This is a genomic window from Streptomyces sp. NPDC037083 (assembly GCF_055606485.1).
In genome coordinates this window covers 237,788-254,313 of record NZ_JBVJSQ010000014.1, presented here as the reverse complement: position 1 = coordinate 254,313, position 16,526 = coordinate 237,788, and the positions used below count along the sequence as shown (strand labels likewise).

General features: G+C 70.2%; 17 protein-coding genes and 2 pseudogenes. 9 read left to right on the top strand and 10 right to left on the bottom strand.

Going from position 1 to position 16,526, the window contains the following annotated elements:
* Window positions 1–119 precede the first annotated feature (119 nt).
* Window positions 120–565: pseudogene (locus tag ACZ7DE_RS32590) on the top strand (transposase family protein); the annotation flags it as partial.
* Here ACZ7DE_RS32590 and ACZ7DE_RS32585 read toward each other — a convergent pair.
* A complete protein-coding gene (locus ACZ7DE_RS32585; RefSeq protein ID WP_470767591.1) occupies window positions 558–950 on the bottom strand; it encodes a winged helix-turn-helix transcriptional regulator in 393 nt (130 codons plus the stop codon). The pseudogene ACZ7DE_RS32590 and the gene ACZ7DE_RS32585 overlap by 8 nt on opposite strands.
* A gap of 179 nt (window positions 951–1,129) precedes the next feature.
* On the opposite strand from ACZ7DE_RS32585, the gene ACZ7DE_RS32580 reads away from it, so the two are divergent.
* A complete protein-coding gene (locus tag ACZ7DE_RS32580; protein WP_470767503.1) occupies window positions 1,130–2,194 on the top strand; it encodes a Glu/Leu/Phe/Val dehydrogenase dimerization domain-containing protein in 1,065 nt (354 codons plus the stop codon).
* 247 nt (window positions 2,195–2,441) lie between these two features.
* On the top strand, window positions 2,442–4,112 hold the full coding sequence (locus ACZ7DE_RS32575; RefSeq protein WP_470767501.1) for an FUSC family protein: 1,671 nt from the start codon (window positions 2,442–2,444) through the stop codon (window positions 4,110–4,112).
* 83 nt (window positions 4,113–4,195) lie between these two features.
* Here ACZ7DE_RS32575 and ACZ7DE_RS32570 read toward each other — a convergent pair whose 3' ends face one another.
* Window positions 4,196–5,467, bottom strand: a complete 1,272-nt coding sequence (locus ACZ7DE_RS32570) for an aldehyde dehydrogenase family protein (protein ID WP_470767499.1) — start codon at window positions 5,465–5,467, stop codon at window positions 4,196–4,198.
* Between the two features lie 156 nt (window positions 5,468–5,623).
* Between ACZ7DE_RS32570 and ACZ7DE_RS32565 the strand changes: the two are divergent.
* Window positions 5,624–5,806, top strand: a pseudogene (locus ACZ7DE_RS32565) (hypothetical protein); the annotation flags it as partial.
* 21 nt (window positions 5,807–5,827) lie between these two features.
* Here ACZ7DE_RS32565 and ACZ7DE_RS32560 read toward each other — a convergent pair.
* The 8 genes from ACZ7DE_RS32560 to ACZ7DE_RS32525 all read right to left on the bottom strand — a co-directional run bounded on the left by ACZ7DE_RS32560 (window position 5,828) and on the right by ACZ7DE_RS32525 (window position 11,443).
* A complete protein-coding gene (locus tag ACZ7DE_RS32560; protein WP_470767498.1) occupies window positions 5,828–6,601 on the bottom strand; it encodes an adenine nucleotide alpha-hydrolase family protein in 774 nt (257 codons plus the stop codon).
* A gap of 33 nt (window positions 6,602–6,634) precedes the next feature.
* The gene (gene larC, locus ACZ7DE_RS32555; RefSeq protein ID WP_470767496.1) at window positions 6,635–6,925 is read right to left on the bottom strand and encodes a nickel insertion protein; all 291 of its coding nucleotides are present in this window, start codon (window positions 6,923–6,925) and stop codon (window positions 6,635–6,637) included.
* 74 nt (window positions 6,926–6,999) lie between these two features.
* Window positions 7,000–7,701, bottom strand: coding sequence for an alpha/beta fold hydrolase (locus tag ACZ7DE_RS32550; RefSeq protein ID WP_470767494.1), 702 nt, complete (start codon window positions 7,699–7,701; stop codon window positions 7,000–7,002).
* A gap of 26 nt (window positions 7,702–7,727) precedes the next feature.
* Window positions 7,728–8,138, bottom strand: a complete 411-nt coding sequence (locus ACZ7DE_RS32545; RefSeq protein ID WP_199875997.1) for a nuclear transport factor 2 family protein — start codon at window positions 8,136–8,138, stop codon at window positions 7,728–7,730.
* Between the two features lie 2 nt (window positions 8,139–8,140).
* Window positions 8,141–8,947 (bottom strand): MBL fold metallo-hydrolase, encoded by an 807-nt coding sequence (locus ACZ7DE_RS32540; RefSeq protein ID WP_470767493.1) that lies wholly within the window; start codon window positions 8,945–8,947, stop codon window positions 8,141–8,143.
* A gap of 35 nt (window positions 8,948–8,982) precedes the next feature.
* Window positions 8,983–9,594, bottom strand: coding sequence for a DsbA family protein (locus ACZ7DE_RS32535; protein WP_470767589.1), 612 nt, complete (start codon window positions 9,592–9,594; stop codon window positions 8,983–8,985).
* A gap of 368 nt (window positions 9,595–9,962) precedes the next feature.
* On the bottom strand, window positions 9,963–10,478 hold the full coding sequence (locus ACZ7DE_RS32530) for a MarR family winged helix-turn-helix transcriptional regulator (protein WP_470767587.1): 516 nt from the start codon (window positions 10,476–10,478) through the stop codon (window positions 9,963–9,965).
* 62 nt (window positions 10,479–10,540) lie between these two features.
* A complete protein-coding gene (locus tag ACZ7DE_RS32525; protein WP_470767491.1) occupies window positions 10,541–11,443 on the bottom strand; it encodes an AraC family transcriptional regulator in 903 nt (300 codons plus the stop codon).
* A gap of 128 nt (window positions 11,444–11,571) precedes the next feature.
* Between ACZ7DE_RS32525 and ACZ7DE_RS32520 the strand changes: the two genes are divergently transcribed.
* The 5 genes from ACZ7DE_RS32520 to ACZ7DE_RS32500 all read left to right on the top strand — a co-directional run bounded on the left by ACZ7DE_RS32520 (window position 11,572) and on the right by ACZ7DE_RS32500 (window position 16,431).
* Window positions 11,572–12,351: an MBL fold metallo-hydrolase gene (locus ACZ7DE_RS32520; RefSeq protein WP_470767489.1), complete on the top strand. Its 780-nt coding sequence runs from the start codon at window positions 11,572–11,574 to the stop codon at window positions 12,349–12,351.
* A 46-nt stretch (window positions 12,352–12,397) separates the two neighbouring features.
* On the top strand, window positions 12,398–13,402 hold the full coding sequence (locus ACZ7DE_RS32515) for an SMP-30/gluconolactonase/LRE family protein (RefSeq protein WP_470767487.1): 1,005 nt from the start codon (window positions 12,398–12,400) through the stop codon (window positions 13,400–13,402).
* 38 nt (window positions 13,403–13,440) lie between these two features.
* Window positions 13,441–14,091, top strand: a complete 651-nt coding sequence (locus tag ACZ7DE_RS32510) for an NADPH-dependent F420 reductase (protein ID WP_470767485.1) — start codon at window positions 13,441–13,443, stop codon at window positions 14,089–14,091.
* A 95-nt stretch (window positions 14,092–14,186) separates the two neighbouring features.
* Entirely contained in the window at window positions 14,187–15,128 is a 942-nt protein-coding gene (locus ACZ7DE_RS32505; RefSeq protein WP_470767483.1) for an SMP-30/gluconolactonase/LRE family protein, read from the top strand.
* A gap of 40 nt (window positions 15,129–15,168) precedes the next feature.
* Window positions 15,169–16,431, top strand: a complete 1,263-nt coding sequence (locus ACZ7DE_RS32500) for a multidrug effflux MFS transporter (RefSeq protein WP_470767481.1) — start codon at window positions 15,169–15,171, stop codon at window positions 16,429–16,431.
* The last annotated feature ends 95 nt before the right edge of the window (window positions 16,432–16,526 follow it).

Here is a 16,526-nt window from a genome sequence, read left to right as displayed (position 1 = left end):
GAGCGCAGCACATCGCAGGCAATGGACGCTACTGACTGAGCCTCTTTCATCCTGTGCTGCAGGGGTGAAATGAGCTGGTCGGCGAGGGTGGTGACGTGGCAGAGCCCCTCGTCGTTGGCGTGGTGATCTCACTCATCACACCGGCGGCCGAGGGGCTCTGTTGGTTCCGTATCCTTCCATGCTCGACCTCCCGTATGAGCTGGTCGAGCACGTCTCCTGGCTCATCTACGCCCGATGGCGTGAACTGAACTCGCCGTGACGGAAGCTGGGCTGCTTCAAGCAGGCTCTGCTCGTCCTGGCCCATCTGCGGAAGAACGAGACGCTCGCCCAGCTGGGGGCCGGGTTCGGGGTGTCGGAGGCGACGGCGTGGCGGTACGTGGACGAGACCATCGAGGTCCTGGCCGCCTGGGCGCCGGGCCCGCACGAGGCCCTGGTGGGCCTGGGCGAGAACGACTTCGTCATCGTCGACGGGACGCCGATTCCCACCGACCGCATCCGGGCCGACGAGCCGTACTACTCGCAAAAGCACAAGAAGCACGGCACGCTCGAGGCATCGATCAGTCGTCGGCTGCCACGGTGCTCAGCAGGGTGGGTGCCGCGACCACTTCGACCTCGCCCGGCGGCAGGATGTGGCCCTCGGCGCAGGAAAGCCGGGGGTGGACAGGTGCCCCGCAATCCCGGTGCCGCAGACGTACCGGACCTCCGTCAGGGGCGGCATGCCGGTCGCCCCACTCCATGAGGGCGAAGAAGGCGACCATGAGCTCTTCGCCGGGCGGGGTGAGTTCGTAGCGGTGCCGTGTGCGCTGGCCGGCTTCCTGGTAAGGCACCCGGGTCAGGAGCCCGACGTCCACGAGTTCTTTGAGCCGCTTGGACATCGCGGGCTCGCTGAGCGGGGTTTCCCGCACGAAGTCCTGGAAGTACGTCGTGCCGTAGAACGCCTCGCGCAGCACCAGCAGGTTCGCCGGGGTGCCGAGCACCTCCAGGGCGCGAGCGGCGGAACAGCGCTCGGACCGCCAGTTGTCGCGGTCGGCCAGCAGGCCAATCAGGGATGACGTCACCCCTCCACTCTACGAGGAGCCTGACTTAAGGTACGTTAAGTCAGCCGTCCGCCCACCTCTGGAGGTTCCCCATGTCAGCTGCAGCCCTGGAAGCAACTCTCGATCACGAGCAGGTGGTGGTCCGGTCAGGCCGCCGGACCGGCCTCCCTGTGATCATCGCCATCCACTCGACCCGCCTCGGGCCCGCAGTGGGCGGCGTCCGCATAACCCGCTACGCGTCCCCGGCCGACGCGTTCGTCGACTGCCTTCGGCTGAGCCGGGGCATGACGTACAAGGCCGCCGCCGTCGGCAACGGCACGGGCGGCGGCAAGGCTGTCGTACCGCTGCTTCCCGGCGGCCCGCAGCAACTGGACGAGGCGCTGCGTGACGGGCTGCTGATGGACCTGGCCGAAGTGGTGCACGAACTCGACGGCGCGTACCACGTGGCGCCGGACGTGGGCAGCAGCACCGCCGACATGCTCCGCATCCGTCGCCGCACTCCGTACGTCGGTGGCTACTCGACCACCGAGAACGGACTGGGCGCGACAACGTTCGGCACGGCTGCGGGGGTGGAGCACGCGATGCTGGCCACTGCCGAGCATCTGTGGGGTGCCGCCGATCTGCACGGCCGGGACGTCGTGGTCGTCGGCTTCGGAGCCGTGGGCGAGGAACTCACCCGACGCCTGGTGGCCGCAGGGGCCCAGGTCAGGGCAACCGACATCGACATCACCCGTCGCGCAGCCGCGGAGAGGGCTGGGGCGCAGTGGGTGGAACTCGACGGCGCCTACACGCTGGAGACGGAAATCCTGGCGCCATGCGCACTGGGCGGAGTGTTCACCAGTGAGCTGGCGGCTGCGCTGCGCTGCCGCGCAGTGGTCGGCTCGGCCAACAATCAGCTGGCCACCGACGAGGTGGCCGCCGATCTCGCCAAGGCAGGAATAGCTTGGGCCCCCGACTTCGTGGCCAACGCCGGCGGAGTGATGTACGGGACCGGCGTGGAACTGCACCACCTGAGCCCCGAGCAGTCCCGGGACCGGCTGAGGTCGATTCAGTCGACGACCGCCGAGATCCTGCGGCGGAGTACCGAAGAGGCGACGACCACCCTGGCAACCGCCAACCGGATCGCGGAGCGCGCTCTGGCCGGCGCCGGGCGATAACGCTCTGCTCGACGACCGACCCGCCGGTCGAGGGACGCCTCTCTGCCGCGGACGCCCTCGCCCGCCGGGTCGTGCTCGCGCGCCGGCATCTGAGAACTGTTCCGATCTCGGCGCTTGCCCCAGCGCGAAGGCTCACAGCCGGCTGCGTTCGCCGCCTTTCGCGGCTCGCATTTCACCGCGCGGCACGACACCCCCAAGCGCCGATCGCCCCTCTTGCGGGTGACGGCGCATTTCACGGAGAGAATCGATGAGTACGCGTGCGGCCCTGCGCCGCGTGGCCCAGGCTGGGGTGCTGCGATGCGCCCGGCCTTCCGACATCTGGTTCAAGCCCGCGCTGAGCGTGCTCGCCGCTACCGCCCTGCCCGCTCTGTCCATGCTCGTGCTGGGCAGACTCGACCTGGCGATGTACCCGATAGCCGGCGCCATGTCCGCGCTGTACTGCCACCACCGCCCCTACGCTGCTCGGTGCCGGGCTCTGGCCTGGGTGGTGCTCGGCATGGTCGGTGGCCTCGCCGTCGCACTGCTCACGGCGGCGACCACCACCAACGCAGTTGTCCTGGTCGGTGTCGGCGCTCTCATGGCCGCCCTACAGAAGGCCGTCTGCGACGCCACCCGCATCGGCCCGCCCGCGAGTGTGGTCCTGACTTTCATCAGCTCGACCGCGCTGTTCTTGCCTCAGACTCCCGCTCAGGTCCCCTGGCATATCGGGCTGGCCCTGCTGGGGGGTGTCTGGGCCTGGCTGGTCTGCATGGCGCCCGGCCTGCTGCGCCCCCACGGACCCGAGCGTCGCGCCACCGCCCACGCCCTCGACACGGTCGCCGCGTACGTCGCCGTGAGCGGCACGGCCGAGGTCCAGGTCAAGGCCCACACCGCCGCTGCTGCGGCTGTGCAGGCCGCCTGGCAGTGCCTGCCGGCCGCCGGCGCCCGACACGACCTCACGCGCCGCTCCCTCAGACGGCTCGTCGCCTGCGCCGAAGTCGCCGTCACCGCCCCTGGGGATGCCGACCCGGAGCGTCTGCAGGCGTGGGCCCGCAACCTGCGCGGCTCGGGCCCGGTCCTGTACGTCGGCCCCCCGGTGCCGGACGGCGAGGAACTCCTCGACGTCGACGCCGAGACGACCGCGTCGCCCCGGGCGGCTTGGTGGAGCCGGCACAATCTGCTCGCCCCCATCGCGGTGCGCACCGGGATCGGCTGCGCGCTTGCCGGATACACCTCCCTCGCCCTCGGGATCGGGCGCCCGTACTGGGCCCTCGTCACCGCCGCCTCCCTGTACCAGGCCAACCTCGCGCTCACCCGGCGACGCGCAGTCGAGCGGGTCGTCGGCAACCTCATCGGCGTCCTCGCCTTCGCCGCGACCGTTCCGCTCGCCCACCTGCATCCGGCGGCCCTCGTGCTGTGCTTCCTCGCCTTCTGCTTCGCCGCCGCGGCACTGATCGGCCCCAACTACTGGCTTCATACCGTCTGCGTCACCCCGATGGCCCTGCTCATCACCGAGTTCGCCCGGACCCAGGACTCCGTCCAGTTGATCACCGGACGGATCACGGACACTCTCGTCGGCACGCTCGTCGGCTTCGTCGCAGCCTTGGCCGTCACCAACCGGCGCGCAGGCGACCGCCTCGAGCACGCGCTCACCGCCGTCGAGCACGCCCAGGAACACGCGGCGGCTCTCCTCGCCGAGCCGGATCCCGTGTCCAGCGCGCTGAACGCCGCCCGACGTCGCCTCGGCGCCGCGTTGGTCGAACTGCGCGCCTCGGCCGACACCGCAGCCGGCGAGTGGTGGCAGCGCGCCCTGCCCAGCGACAGAGTCGTGCACGCCGAGCAGTCCGGACACCAGACGTTGGCTGAGGCACTACGACGTCAGAGGCCTGCCTCCCTGGGCCAGGACGCGGGCACCACAGGACAGGACGCCCGAGCATGACTGGGACGATAAAACCCGACAAACCCGACGGAGCCTCAGAGCCTGTCACCCACCGAGCGGCCAGCGTTCCGGCAGCCAGGCTTCTAGCCGAGATTCTCTGAACTGGGCACGACCACGTACTGCCGCAAGTACAGATCGCGGAAGCTCACCGGCCCACGCGGACCGGGAACCCGGTCAATGTTGATACCGGTCTCCGGCAGTCGCAGCAGCTTGAAGCCGTCGAGAAGTCGCGTGGGGGAATTCCAGAAGACCCCAGAGCCGCCATAAGCATCAATGAACCGGGCAGCGGCGGCCGGGTCGTCGGTCGCGATGGCGGCGGCCAGCCCGGACGTCTCCTCGTTCGCGATCCGCGCCGCGTCCGACGGACCGTCGGCGGCGTCGATCGTCACGGTTGCCGCACGCTCCGAGTCGAGTGCCCACTCGAATCCGCGCGGATGGGTGTGCGGGGGAAGAGAAGCGGTGATGCCCAGGCGGTGCAGGAGCTGAAGAATGCCGGGCAGCCGCTCCTCGTACACAGGCCGGTCGATGAGCAGCAGATTGAGGCGGTTGCACACGCCCAGGCGGTCGAGGCTGTCGGTGATCAGCCGGTGCGCTGCTGTTTCGGCGGCGGCCGAGTCCACGTACAGGACTCCGCCGCCGTCGGCATGGGCGAGGGTCCGCACACCGTGACGTGCGCCTTCCCGGCCGAGGTCGCGGGTGCTGTCGCCGCTCCCGCGAAGGATGACGAGCGGGATCAGCTCGGGCAGGGCCACCAGCGCGTAAGCCGCCGAGCGGTCTTCGCTGGGCACCAGCTGGATGGCGTCCGGATCCAGCCCCGCTTCGGCGAGCGCCGGTGCGATCACTTGATCCACCAGCGTCCGGGACGAGCCGAGCGCAGCCGATCCGGTGCGCAGCACACCCGCGTTGCGTGACTTGAGGAGCTGGGAGGCGATGTCTAGCGTGACGTTCGGACGAGCCTCGAAGTTGGCGCCGATGACCCCGACCGGACGCCTGCGCTCCAGCAGGGTGAGGCCGTCCGGGCGCACCTCGACGACCCTGTCCCTCGGCTCGTGCGCGGTGTCCGCCAGCGTGCGCAGCTCCGCCGCCATTGCCTCCAACCGCGTTGAGGTCAGTCGCAGGCGATCCTGCAGCGCGGGCGACATGCCCGCGGAGACGGCAGCCGCGAGGTCCTTCTCGTTGGCGGCCATGAGAGCCGAATGCGCCGATCCCAGACGCTCCGCCATGCCATGCAGCGCCGAGTCGATCTCGGCGTCCGAGGCACCGATGAGGGCGGTGCCACCCTGCTTGGCTCGGATGGCGCAGGCACGCACGACATCCAAGGAGGCGGGTGCTCGGTGGTCCTCGTGGCTTGTCACGGGCTTCCTCTCACTGTCCGAATGCCGCAGCAACCAGAAGCAGGAATCGTAGCATCGTTCAACAATCTTGTTCGGCGTCTGTGCCTCAGCAGTGCCGGGGGACGCGGGAACGGCTCGTGGCGATGTCGACGCTGAGAAGTCCACCGGCCCTGACCTGGGATCAAGGACCCGACCGTCGTCCACCACAACGGCGAGTGCCACGCGTTCGCGAGCACCGCGCACTCGGCCGGATACAACCTGATGTGCCTGAACTTCTCCGACTGGCCGCAGGCCGGTTCGGCCACGCATCGCCACCTGGACCTCACCGCCATCGGCGCCGGCTACCGGGCCGCACCGCAGACGGTTCGACGCCGGGTCTCGTCAGGACTCGGCGTTGAGCCGTCCCGAGCGGAAGGGCTCGACGCTGTGCGGCAGGGCGCCGAATCCCGCCGTCGCCAGCGCCTCCGCGACACCCGGGAGCTGCGCCATCCGGCGGACGAGCGGCGGATCCACCTCCAGGCGCGCGGTGTCGCCCAGGTCCCGGACCCGGAGGTCCGTCACGTCCGGCCCGGCGTCAGCCAGGACCGCCCGCACAGCGATCTCGGCCGGTCGACCCGGGCCAGCCGGTGCGGGACCTCGACGCCGTACCGGATCCGGCAAGCCAGACACGGGCGCGGGTTTGTCCCAGGTCGGCAGCGACCAGGTCCTGCTGAGTTCGCGTACGCCCGACTTGTCCAGGCCGGTGACGAGGAGCGGGGTGTGAATACCGCGTTCCCGGCCGGCCGGGATGCCGGGGCGGTGGGGGGGCGCGGGTGTCGTCGGCGTTGGTGCCGGTGGCCACCTGCGTGCGGCCATGATCGTGGGCGAGAGTGGTGAGGTGTCCAGGACCTCGGACTTGCAGAAGTAGCAGCGGTCGCGACCGTTGGCCCGGTATCCGGGACGGCCCAGTTCGCCGGTGCACGGCGTCAGGTGGGTGACGCCGAGGTCGTCGGAGAGCCGACGGGCGCGCGGCAGTTCACCGGCCGCCAGGCTCTCCGATACGGTCGTGCGGGCAAGGACGCGTTCCAGGCCGAGGGCGCGTACGACGTCGGCCAGGACGAGGGCGGAGTCGACACCGCCGGAATAGGCGACGGCGACCGGTCCGATGGTCCGCACGGTTCAGGAGACTCTGCTCCACGCTGTCGTCACTCACCCGTCTCCTCCTACGGTCGTTGGGGGGCGGCGGTCGCCGGTCAGGCGCAGGCGCAGGGCGCGGGCAGCGACGGCCCGCCACGGGAGGCCGAGTTCCGTGGCGGCGGCCACGACGTCGACGTGCTCGGGCTTGGCACTATGGGGGACCGTGCTTGATCCGTACCGAATGTCCGTCAAGCCGCGCGGCAGCGTGGTGCGGGTGGCGGTGACGCGGCGGACGCCGAGGCTGCCGGTCTCGGCCAGGACGAGGTCCCGCAGCCGCCGTTCGTGCTTCGGAGTGGTCAGCACACAGCGCTGTCCGGTCTCATGACGAAAGGCTGGCTCCTGGCGTGGGTGAACGCCAGGAGCCAGCCGTGTGGACGCTAGAACCTGTTGGACGAGGCCCGCGCGACGGCCTTGGCGAGAACGTCGGCTACCTCGTCGGCATGGGACAGGTGCGGAGAGTGCCCGGAGGGAACACGAACACTGTGGGCAGCACGCGCGGCCCACTGTTCCTGTACCGCGGGCGGCAGTGCCGGATCCTCGGTGGCCACGACATACGTCAGGGGCACCTGGGCGGGCGCGGCGCCCAGCTTCTCGGTGAAGGCGCGCATGCCCTGCCAGTTGAGGCGTTTGACGGCCTCGGCGGTCAGGGCGGGGTCGACTCCGCTGAAGATGGACTCCTCGGCGTCTCCCGCCTTGACGGCCAGGCCGTCGGGCGAGTGGTTCCAGGTGGGCGGGAAGTCGCCGCCCATCCACTCCATCATCGAGGTGCCCGCTTCGAGGGCGAAGGCGGCGATGTAGACGAGCTCCGTGACCTGGTCCGACTCTGCGGCGGCCCAGGTCGCCGGCACTCCGCCGTAGGAGTGCGCGGCGAGCACCACAGGTCCGTCGACAGCCGCGACGGCGGCGCGCACCACCTCGGCGTCCTCGGCCAGCCCCTGGGCGGCCGCGCTGTCTGGACTGCTGCTTGGCAGTTGGATGGCTCGGGAAGCGATGCCGCGGGCGCTGAGCTTCTCACGCAGGGGTTCGAAGATCCACGGGGTGTGCATCGCTCCGTGCACGAGAACGACTGTGGGGTTCATCTGAGCTGTCCTCAAGTAGCGGAAGGTCAGTCGGTCATGGCGTCGCGGACCAGCGCGGTGTCCACGAACTGTTCGAAACGGACGATCAGGCCGCCGCGCACGACGAAATGGTGGGCGACCCGGACGTCGATGTTCTTGCCGGTGGCCTTGTTGGCCGCCGTGTAGCGGGCGAGGACGACGACGTTCTCGCCGTCGACGACGTAGGTGTCGTCGTGGGCGGTCCAGCCGTCCCACTCCTTGCCCAGCTGCTCCATCACGTTGGTGGTGACCCCGTCGGGGGTGCGGTAGGTGCCGGCCAGGGGGAAGCCTGCCATCTCGGTCCACTCCACGTCGGGGGCGAGGGTGGCGCGCAGGGCCTCCAGGTCACCGGCAGCGGAGGCCAGGTACTGGCGGCGTACGACGTCGGCGGGGGCTGTGGACGTTGCGAAGTCGGTCATGGTCAGCCCCACTTCATTTCGCCCTTGGCGACCTTGGCGCCGATCTGGGCGGCGATGAGCATGCCGTTGTCCGGGTAGCGGGCGACCAGAGCCTCGGTCAGCGCGGCGCCGTCGGCGGCCTTGCCGAGCTCCTCCTCGAAGGTGAGCAGATAGTCGCGGGTGGCGGAGATCGCGGAGGCGTTGGCCGGGGCGTTGGGCAGGCGGTGGCCGGGGACGACCAGTTCCGGCTGGAGGGCGGCCATCTCGTCCAGCAGGGTGACCCAGGCGGCGCGGTCGTCGGGGGTGGGGGTGTCGGCGACCCAGACGTGCTCCTGCTGGAAGAGCAGGACACCGCCGAGGAGGGCGCGGTGCTCGGCCTGCCACAGGTAGTGGCGGTCGGGCAGTCCAGCAGGACCGCCCTTGAGTTCGAAGCGGTGTCCTTCAAGGGTGAGGTCGCCGGTCAGGGGCTCGAGGTCGACCAGCCGCGTGGGCAGGTTCGGACCGAGGGCCTCCCATGCCTTGAGCTTGCCCTGGTAGGAGTGCTGGACGTGCTCGATGACGATCGGGGTCGCGACGAACTTCGCGTCGGGGAAGGCTTCGGCGATCACCTCGGCGCCGAAGTAGAAGTCAGGGTCGGCGTGGGAGACGAAGACGGTGGTCAGAGTCTTGCCCGAGTCGAGGATCTCCGCGGCCAGGCGGTGGCCGTCGGCGCGGGTGAAAGCGGCGTCGACCAGCAGCGCCTCACTCTCCCCGGTGACGAGGGTGGCCGTCTTGTTCTTGCTGCCGGCCGGGAAGTCCAGATCGAAGATGCTGAAATCGAGGGTGCTCATGCTTGGTGCTCCTTGCGGGGATGGGGGTGGCGCAGTCAGGAGAGAGCGGCGAGTCGCCTGTCGACCTCGTCGACGGTGGCGCGACCGTGAGCCAGGACGGCGACGCGGTCGCCGTCGACGCCGAGCAGGGTGGGAAAGCCGGTGACGCCCAGCTCGGCACAGCGCCGGAAGTCGTCCGCCGCCGCGTCGTACGCCTCGGCGGAGTCGAAGGCGGAAACGACAGCGTCGGCGTCAAGGCCGGCCTCTTCGGCGACCTTCCGGTACGTGGCGGGCTCGGACAGGCTGAGGCCGTCGACGTAGAAGGCCCGCTGCAGGGCACCGGCCAGCTCGGCCGCCCGGTCGGGGGCCACCCGGCGCAGGGCGGCGACGCCACGCGCCGCGTCTTCGGAATCCATTACGAACGAGCCGTCGGCGATCAGCCGGTTGTACCCCTCACCGAACTCGGCGCCGGTGAGCTCGACGATCTGGGCGTTGGCCCCCCGGACGTAGCCGAACTCGCGGATCGGGACCCGGCGCGAGCCGGTGAACAGGCCACCGGAGATCACCTGCACGGGAAGGTCCGGGTGGCGGGAGACGACTTCGCGCAGGGTGGGGGAGAATCCGTGCGACCAGCCGCAGTAGGCGTCGAAGGCGTAGACGAGCTGCATCGAGATCCTCGGCATCGGGGTGGGGTGCTCGCCGGGTGCGAGCGGTTCACCGAGGACAACAGTATCTGACTAGTCAGGTATTCCGGTGTTCGGCTGTCAGGCGATTCACCCTGCTCCATGTGTCGGCGCAGCTCATGAATCCAGCACGAACGCGGAGTCAAGGAGTGACAAAGCTTGCGCCCATTCGGACGCATCTCGCCTTGAGGTCGCGCTGCCCGCGCGGGGAAGATCGCCGGGAGCAGGCCCACAGCCAGGATGACGTGCGCCATGACGCGGGGGCGCAGGTCGATGAGGTGCTGCGCGGCTTGGAGGTCGTCGCCGGTGCAGCGACGCATGCGGGGAGGAGCCTCCGGAACGGCCCACAACCCTCAGGGAAGCCGGGGCAGTGTGTCCCGTGCCGTGTGGCTCAGGATGCGAAGGTCTTCGGCGAACCGGTCCCGGTCCTCCACCGGGAGGGGCGCCAGGAAGTAGCGCCTGATGTTCTCGACATGGACCCGGGACGCGGAGACCGTCGTCTCCTCGCCAAGCGGCGTCAGGCGCACCAGCCTCCCGCGCCGGTCACCGGGATCCTCGACGCGTTCGACCAGGCCGGCCGCCTCCATACGGTCCACCAGACGCGTGGCGCCACCTGTCGTGAGGACCTGCTCCTGGGCGACGGCCCGCATCGACAGCCCCGACTCCCCCGCCCTGCCCAGGATGAGCAGCACCTCGAACATCAGATGGCTGATACCGCAGTCCACCTCCAGAGCCCGCCCCAGGATGTACTCCAGCCGGTTCGCGGCCCCCTGCAAGCGCCCGAAGGCCATGATCAGCGCGTTGTTCGCGGCGTCGCTCGACGTCGAGATCTCCGTATGCTCGTCCACCCCCCTGACGCCCCTTCCCATTCGTGCTTCCATCCGCCCACCGATCATGCCGCACCGGCTGAGCGGCGGGTCTGCCGACTTGGCTACCGGCCCTGGGCAAGCCGGAACGCGCCGGGCGTCGCACCGGTGTGGCGGGTGAAGAACTTGCCGAAGTTGGTGGGCTCGGGGAAACCGAGGCGGCGCGCGATGGTCGCCACCGGCTCGTCGGTGTGCGCCAGCAGCCGCCTGGCCTCCAGGGCGACGCGGCCGTCGATGACGTGCTTGACGGGTTGTCCGGTCGCGGCCGTGCAGGCTCGGGTGAGGGTCTTGACGGTGTAGCCGAGGCGGTGGGCGTAGTCGGCGGCGCGGCGGGTGGTGGCGTAGGAGCGTTCCAGTTCGGCGCGGAAGCGGGCATACACCTCGCCACCGGCGTGCGGGTCGGTGCCGCCGTCGGGGTGCGGCAGCCGGTCGATCTGCAACAGCACGGTGGCCAGCAGGAGTTGGAGGATCTCCGGCGAAACGGCCTGCCCGGTGCGGTCGTATTCGGCGCGCAACTGGCCCAACAGGGCGGACAGGACGGCGTACGCGGGGTCGGTGCCCAGTTGCCAGCACGCGGGGCCGTACCACTCGTTCACCAGCCTCTCGGCGCTGCTGAAGTGCGGCGGAAAGGCGGGCGTGAAGAGGAGGTGCGTGCCGTTGGTGGTTCCGGGGTCGGCGAAACGCTGCACCTGCCCGGGCCGGATCCACATCAGGGTCCCGGGGCGGCAGGGATGGGTCACGAAGTCGATCGCGTGCGCCCCGTTGCCCTCGGTGATCAGGGTGAGGGTGTGGAAGTCCACCCGATGGACCGCGTCGGGGCGGCTGTTCCGTCGTCGGCGCCGTTCGTGCAGGGTGGCGAGATCGACGATCTCGAAGCCCGGAACGCGCTCCTCGGGCGGATTGAAGTCGAGCCGGGGAATCGCACCTCCCCGGGAGGGATCACCGCCGTCCAAGCCCGGGGGAACCATCACAGTCTCCAGATGTCCTCGATTCACCATGCAGGGTCTTCAGCGTATCTCGTCTGCCTGCGGATTCGCGGCGAGAGTGGAGGTCGTCAAGGCGACGCACGGCCGCCTCCACCGCAAGGAGTCTCCCCATGAACGGCACGGTCACGGTCCTCGACAAGGGCCCGGTCCGCATCCACAGCTACATGTCCCCCGCGGACACCTTCCACGCCACCACGCAGCTGATCGAGACCCCGGCCCGGATCGTCGTGATCGACGCCCAGCTGAACCCCGCCTACGCCGACGAGGCCGTCGCCTACGCCAAGGGCCTCGGCAAGCCGCTGGACCGCCTGATCATCACCCACGCCCACCCCGACCACTACAACGGCGCCGACCGCTTCGGCGCGCCGGTCCACGTACTGCCCCAGGTGCGCGAACAGATCGCCGCGCGCCCCGCCGCCCAGCTGCCGAGCGGCCTGGCCGTCCCGGCCACCGACCTGCCCTCCAGTATGGACATCACCCCGGGCACCGAGGTCATCGACGGCGTCCGGTTCGTCTTCGAGGCCGTCTCCGGCGGCGAGGCCGCCGACGAACTCCTCGTCAAGCTGCCCGACCAGAGCGTCCTGATCGCCCAGGACCTCGTCTACAACGACGTCCACCTCTACCTGGGCAACAACGACATCACGGGCTGGCAGCAGGCCGTCGACACCCTGGCCGCCGACACCGGCTACGACACGATCCTCGCCGGCCACGGCCTGCCCGCGGGGCCAGAGGTCTACGCCGGGATCCGCCAGTACCTCGCCGACGCCCGCGAACTGCTCGGCGACGACGGCGAGGCGTACAAGAAGGCGATCGTGGACCGCTACCCCTCCCATGTCGGCCCGTTCATCATCGACATCGCCAACCGGTCCCTGTTCGGCGCCGGTCACTGAGCCTCCGACTCCCTCCTCAACTCTCGCCCATTCAGGAAGACTTGCCATGTCAGTCCGTCTTCGCCGTACCCGTGCCGCCGCCGTCGCGGTGGCCTCGCTTCTCGTCCTGGGCGGCGCTGCCCAGGCCCTCGCCGCCCCCGGCGGCGACCTGCCTCACACGCCCCTCCCGCACCACCGAGGTCACCTGCCCACCAGCTACACGATCCCCGGCGACAAGACCTACCCCGAGGGCATCGCCCGTCAGAGCGGCACGCCTTTCTTCTACGTCGGCAGCACCAGCGACGGCACCATCTACCGCGGCGACGTCCATCAGAGCGCGACCCAGGTGTTCCTGCCCGGCGGCCAGGACGGGCGCGTCTCCGTCGCCGGGATGAAGACCGACCGGGCGGGGCGGCTCATCGTCGCCGGCGGCGGCACCGGCAAGGTCTTCGTCTACGACACCCGCACCCGCGCCCTGCTGCACGTGTTCGACACCGGCCGCACCGACACCTTCCTCAACGACGTGGCCCTCGCCCCCAACGGCGACGCCTACATCTCCGACTCGATGCACCCCGCGCTGTGGCACATCACCGCCGCCGAGCTGAAGAACGAGAAGGTCCAGCAGCCGCTGCAGGTGGGCGTGGACCTCACCAACTCCCCGATGGTCTACGACGACGGTTTCAACGGCAACGGCCTGGTGGTCACCGGCGACGGCCGCTACGTCCTGCTCGCCGACTACAACGACCACGCCTTCTACCGCGTGGACGTCCGCGCCCACCAGGTCGTCCCGATCGACCTCGGCGGCGCCAGGGGCGTCTCAGGCGACGGCCTGCTGCTGCGGGCCCACACCTTGACCGCCGTCACCGAACTCGACCACCCCGAGGGCCAGATCAGCATCCTCAAGCTGAGCCGGGACTACACCAAGGCCAAGCTCGTGCGTACGGTCCACGGCCACGGGATGCACAGCCCCTCCACGGCTGCCGTCGACGGCCACGACCTGCTGATCGTCAACTTCCAGTTCCAGATCGCCGACCCGAAGCTCCCGTTCAACGTGGTGCGGGTCCACGTCTGACAGACACCAGGCACAGCGCAGGACAGGACACCACTCTCATGCAGATCACCATCGTCGGTGCCGGCAACATGGCCCGCGGCATCGCCACCCGCGCCCTGGCGGGCGGACATACGGTCACCGTCACCGCCAAGGACCCTGACAAGGCCGTACGTCTCGTCGACGAACTGCGCGGGCAGGCAACCGGCGAAGGCCGGATCGCCGCCGCCGACGCATCGGCCGTGGACACCGCGGACATTGTGGTGCTCGCGGTCCCCTTCGACGCCGCCAAGGAGCTCGCCACCGCCTACGGGGCACAGTTGAGCGGCAAGGTGCTGATCGACATCAGCAACCCCGTCGACGCCTCCCTCGACGCGCTCGTCGTCGCCCCGGGCGCCTCCGCCGCCGAAGAGATCGCCGAGGCCGCCGCCCCGGGCACCCGGGTCGTGAAGGCGTTCAACACCACGTTCGCCACCACCCTGGTCGCCGGACAGGTGAGCGGGACTCCGCTCGACGTCTTCATCGCCGGTGACGACGAGGCCGCCCGCAGGCAGGTCGCCGACCTGGTCACCTCCGGCGGGCTGAACCCGGTCGACGTCGGCGCTCTCAAGCACGCCCGCGAGCTGGAGGGCTTCCAGCTTCTGCACATGGCCCTGCAGACCCGAGAAGGCGGCCACAGTTGGGCCAGCACGGTCAAGATCGTCGCCCCCTGAGCGCCCGGCAGCAACTCCATCGCCCCGATGCCGGCCCGCAACCCGCACGGGCCGGCGGTGAACCGTCACCGATCCCCCACCAAGAGGACCACCCCATGCATCTGCGCACCTCCCTGACCACGCTCGCTGCCGCCGCGGCCCTGCTGGCCTCCGCGACCACCGCCACCGCGGCCACCGAGCCACTCACGGCACCCCACATCGCCAACCACTTCGACCTGGCGGCCTCGCAGCAGCCCGAGAACATCACCGTCGACCACGCCGGAACGGCGTACCTGACCTTCTCCTTCGCCCGGCAGATCGTCCGCGTCACTCCGGGAGGCCGTCCTCGCGTCTTGGCCACACTTCCCGCCGCGGCCAAGGCCAGCACCCCCAACCTGGGCAAGGCGTTCATCGGCGGCATCGCCCGCACGGACGACGGCACCCTCTACGTCACCTACGCCACCGGCACGGCCGACCTCACCGGCGTCTGGGCCGTCCGCCCCGGCGGCCGGCCGCACCGCATCGCCGCCCTGCCCGCCGACGGCCTGCCCAACGGTCTCGCCCTGGACCGGCGCACCGGCAGGCTGTACGTCACCGACTCCGTGCACGGCGTCGTCTACCGCGTTCCCGTACGAGGCGGCGAGGCCGTCGTGTGGGCCGAGGGCGAGGCCCTCGAGCCGAGCTCCTTCGCCGGTGCCAACGGGATCAAGCTGCACCACGGGGCGGTGTGGGCGACCAACCTCGACAAGGGCACCGTCCTGCGCATCCCCGTCACCGCCCGCGGCACGGCCGGTCCCGTCCAGGTCCGCGCCACCGGCATGCCGTCCATCGACGACTTCGCCTTCACCGGCCACGGCGACACCCTCCTCGCCGCACGCGACGACAACCGGGTCGACCTGGTCCGCCCGGACGGCACCCACACCGCGGTCCTCACCGCGGCCGACGGCCTGCAGACCCCCACCTCCGTCGCCGTCCACGGCCACACGGTGTACGTCCCCAGCGCGGCGTATCTCACGAACAAGGACCCCAACCTCCTCGTCGCGCACCTCGACCGCTGACGCGCACGCTCCACTCGCCCCAGAAGCCCTGGAAACGGACATGCCCGAAACCCCTCAGGCCGGCACCGCCATCTCGGAAGACGTGCCCCGCCTGCCGACGCCCCGCCGTCTGTCACTCGTCCTGGTCCTGGGCTCCCTGACCGCACTCGGCCCGCTCACCATCGACCTCTATCTGCCGGCCCTCCCCCAGGTCAGCGCAGACCTGCACGTCTCACAGACCGTCACCCAGCTCACCCTGACCGCCTTCATGATCGGCATAGCGGTCGGTCAGCTGGTCCTCGGTCCGCTCAGCGACACCCTGGGCCGACGACGGCCCCTCCTGACGGGGTTGACGGTGTACGTCGTGGCAAGCGCCGTGTGTGCCCTCGCCCCGGATCCTGCGGTGCTCATCGGCATGCGCCTGGTCCAAGGTCTGGCAGGCGCCGCTGGCATCGTCATCGCCCGAGCCGTCGTCCGCGACCTGTACGACGGGCTCGCCGCCGCCCGCCTGCTGTCCTCACTGATGCTGGTCTCCGGCACGGCACCGATCCTCGCCCCCGTGCTCGGCGCCCAACTGCTGCGCCTCACCTCATGGCGCGGCGTCTTCGTCACCCTCACCCTGCTGGGCCTCGCCATCCTCGCCGCCACCGCCATCCTGCTCACCGAGACCCTGCCGACCACACATCGACGGCACGGCGGGCTGACCACCACGCTGCGCACCATGCGCGACCTGATCCGCGACCGCCGCTTCACCGGCTACCTGCTCACCGGCAGCCTCGGCTTCGCCGCCCTGTTCGCCTACATCGCCGGCTCGTCCTTCACCATCCAACGCATCTACGGCGCCTCTCCGCAGACCTACAGCCTGCTCTTCGCCGTCAACTCGATCGGCATGGTCGTCACCGGCCAGCTCAACGGCAAGCTGCTGCTCGGCCGCTTCCCCTCGCACCGCGTCCTGGCAACGGGCCTGGCCGTACTAGGAGCCGCCAGCACCACCCTGCTCCTCCTGGTCACCACCACACACGCGGGTCTGCCCTGGATCGCCACCACGCTGTTCTTCACGGCCTGCCCCGTCGGCATGATCCTTCCCACCACCACGGCCCTGTGTCTCCAGCGCGCCCCACACGCGGCGGGCAGCGCCTCCGCACTACTGGGCACCACCCAGTTCCTCATGGGCGCCCTCGCACCGGCCTTGGCCGGTCTCGGCGGCCAGGGCACAGCCCTGCCCATGGCCACATCGGTCCTCGGCCTCGCGCTGGCCGCGTCAGGCAGCTTCCTCGCCCTCTGCCGCCCGTGGAGGCCCACTGCAGACCCGCTGGCGCGGTGAGCCAGGCGCCCCACGAACTCGCGGCCGAGACGACAGAACGAGCCGGAGGCGAACGTTCGTCCGCAAGGCAATCTGAGAGCCTGCCAACCTGCGCG